Below are 3225 nucleotides of genomic sequence, written 5' to 3' on the forward strand. Positions count from 1 at the left end.
GCGTTCGACCCGGCCCTCGAACACCGACTCAAGACGGAGTATCCGAAGCGATACGCGACAGTCATGGATGGGTCGCTCCGTCGGCGACTGTATCGGTGGGGTCGGTCGGTCGGTGTTATCCAGCCGGTTCACCGGGTTCTGAACGTGCTTGGGTATCACCGCGGACCACCTAGGTGAGATTCCGTCACGAACCACCCGGACGAGATTCCGTCACGAACTACCTGAGAACCGGATTATTTGACGACGATGGACCCGACCATCCCCGAACTCTCGTGCGGGATGCAGTAGTACTCGTAGGTACCGGGAACGTCGAAGGTATGTTCGTACGCACCTCCCGGACCAATCAGCCCGCCAGTCAACTCGTTTCGTGCGGCCCGCTCCGATTCGAAGCCACCGCTGGCGAAGTAGGTGGCGTCGTCTGGAATCTCGTCTTCGTAGGCCGTTACCGTGTGAACGATATCGCTGTCGTTTACCCACCGAATCGTGGTCCCGGTGCTAACAGTGAGACGCTCCGGGTCGAAGCCGAAGTCGTCGGTCATGGAAACGCGCTTCACCCCGCCAGACCTGCCGGTGGCCGAACAGCCCGCGGAAATCATTGCGACGAGCGTCGCGCCGCCGAGTCGGAGGAGTCGTCGTCGGTTCATGGTGAGAGGCCCCGGTGGTTAGAGTGCGACGAACAGGTCGGTCACGTACATCACGACGAGTCCCACGAGGAACGTAACGAGGTTCAGCGCCGACGACACCCGTCCACTGCGGCGAATCATCCCGCGAAGTTCCCAGATGACCTGCAAAATTGCGCCCACGCCGACGGCGAGGAAGAACGCCCCGAGCGTCGGCGAGAAGGCGAGGCTGCCGAGCCACCCACCGACGATGACGGGTGCACCCGCGAGGACGCCGAGCGCGAGGAAGTGCGCGATGTGCGGGCGCTCGCCGCGCGCGATGGGTGCGACGACGGCCGGGCCTTCGGTCACGTTGTGAAGCATGAAGCCGATGACGAGGAACGCGCCGAGTGAGACGCGACCAAGTGCGAACGAACTCCCGATTGCCAACCCCTCGGCGAGGTTGTGCAGGCCGATACCGAGTGCGACGAGGTAGGCGACCCACAGTCCGCTCTGTGCGCGCGAATCACCGGCGTCCGCTCTCTCTTTCCGCCACGCGCTGACGGACTGCACTGCGAGCAGCGCGCCGATGATACCGAGCGCGACGAGAGCCGTTCCCTCGAACGCGCCGGGTACCTGTTCTCCGAGTTCGAACGCCTCGAACCCCGCGTCGATGGCGAGGAAGGCGAGGATGCCCGCCGAGAAGGCGAGAATCGCATGGAGCCACCGGTCGCTCATCGACTGCAAGAACGGGAACCAGAGCATTCCGAGCGCGACGGGGATGACACCGACGAACAGGCCGACGACGGCCATCGTCAGCAGAAGGTCAGTCGTCAGCCCCGGCGACTCGCTGGGTGCGACGATGGTGTGGTGGACCGTGCTCCCGTCCGAAAGCAGCAATGCGACTTCGAGGTCCCAACCAGGGTTCCAGTGGTACGGAATGACGACTTGTGCGCTCTCGCGGGGCGCGAGCGTGTTGTCACCATCCGTGCCCTGAACGTCGAAACTCCAGTACGCCTCGCCGACGAGGACCTGCGAGATGGTCCCCGCGTCCGGCCCGTTGTTCGTGACGTGGACGACGACCGTCTCGTCGTTCGGGAGCGTCGTGTGCGTCACCGTCACGTCGGGGAGCGGTTCGCCGCGGGTATCGAGCGATGCGAACGGTGTGGCTGCGAAGAATCCACCCACGATGAGACCTAGGAGGACGAGCGGAAGCAGTGCCGCGACCCATCGGGGAAGCCCCAGCGGACGCTCGGTTCGAGTCACGCCCGTTCCGCCGTCGGTGTTCGGGTTGCTCGCTTTCGCTCCGCTGTCGGTGTTTTTGCGCCCCATTTAGACCACCTCGAAGAAGCTCATCCAGCCGAGTTCGGCGAACTCCGACTGGTGGGCGTGGAACATGTACAGTCCCGACTCGTGGGTCGAGTAGTCCAGTTCGATGATTCCCCGCTGCGCCTGAGACTGCATGACCGTATCGACGTTCTTCAGCGTCGGGGTCAGCGTCGTTCCGTGGTCGTAGTAGTCGAAGAACTGCGAGTGCGTATGGAACGAGTTGATGGGGTCGAACTCGATGATGTTGAGGAGATACACCCGTTGGCGCTTCGTCTTATCAATCTGAATCGGGCGTTTCGTCTCGCCGGCCTGCCAGTTACCGTTACCGTCGGTTTGGCCGACGCCGTAGGCGAATGCGCGGGTGTTGACAGCGTAGACCTCGTTGTCGCCGTCGAAGTTCGTGTCGAACCCGTTCATCACCATCACCATCTCGTTGACGGCGTCGTTTTCCGGGTACTCGTGGTTCCGGGTCTTGGCCTCTGCGACGAGTGATTCGCGGAGTTCATCGGTGATTTGTGAGGAGTGGAACTCGCAGTACTCCTCGGGACGGTCGGCGACGCGCTCGGGGTCGGGGTCGACGATAATCGACCCGTAGAGACCTCGGTGGATGTGCTCTTTCAGCGGGAGCGAGTGGCAGTGGTAGAAGTGGCTCCCCGCTGGTTGGGCAATCCACTCGTAGGTGAACGATTCGTCCGTGTCGATGACGCCCGGCCCGTTCGTTGGGACGCCGTCCATCCGCGGGTTGAGGTTCCGCAGGTGCGGATGGACGGTGTGTGCGTGTCGCCCGAAGTTGGAGAATTTCAGTCGAATGAGGTCGCCTTCGACCACCCGAAGCGTCGGACCGGGAACCTGCCCGTTGTACGCCCACGCTGGGAACTCGATACCCGGTGCGACGGTGACTGTCGTATCGACAGCCGTAAACTCGAACTCGCGGACAGTTCGACCGTTCTCCTCGTAGATGTCCTGCGGGACGTTCGCCTGTTCCCCACGACCCGTGTTGAACTGCGTGAGAAAGTCGTGCGGGTCGAAGTCGAGGTTTCGGTATTCCCCAACGGTGCCGAATTTTCCGTGGGAACTGTCTTCGTGGCTGCCTGCGTGAGGGTCGCCGTCCGCTCGACCGAGACCCGTCAGTGCCGCACCGCCAGCGAGACCGAGTCCACCGAGTACAGCACGCCGACTGACTGTAAAATCGGGGTCGAGGGAATCAGCTAATCGCCGCTCTAACGTCTCCGTGAGGTCTACTGCTTTCGAATACTCTAGCGAAGGCATGTTCGTCGCCTCGCGTTCACGACGGCGA

Annotated in this window: 3 protein-coding genes; all 3 read right to left on the reverse strand. The window is 62.7% G+C overall.

Annotation, left to right across the window (positions count from 1 at the left end; genetic code table 11):
• Positions 1-233 precede the first annotated feature (233 nt).
• From QT222_RS03835 to QT222_RS03845, 3 genes are read right to left on the reverse strand one after another with little or no spacing between them, the layout of a single operon-like run.
• Entirely contained in the window at positions 234-644 is a 411-nt protein-coding gene (locus tag QT222_RS03835) for a plastocyanin/azurin family copper-binding protein (protein ID WP_004057835.1), read from the reverse strand.
• 18 nt (positions 645-662) lie between these two features.
• The gene (locus QT222_RS03840) at positions 663-1931 is read right to left on the reverse strand and encodes a ZIP family metal transporter (RefSeq protein ID WP_491476362.1); all 1269 of its coding nucleotides are present in this window, start codon (positions 1929-1931) and stop codon (positions 663-665) included.
• Positions 1932-3197, reverse strand: coding sequence for a multicopper oxidase domain-containing protein (locus QT222_RS03845; protein ID WP_491476363.1), 1266 nt, complete (start codon positions 3195-3197; stop codon positions 1932-1934). It lies immediately after the preceding gene.
• Positions 3198-3225: the final 28 nt, after the last annotated feature.

The organism is Haloferax sp. s1 (genome assembly GCF_058382125.1).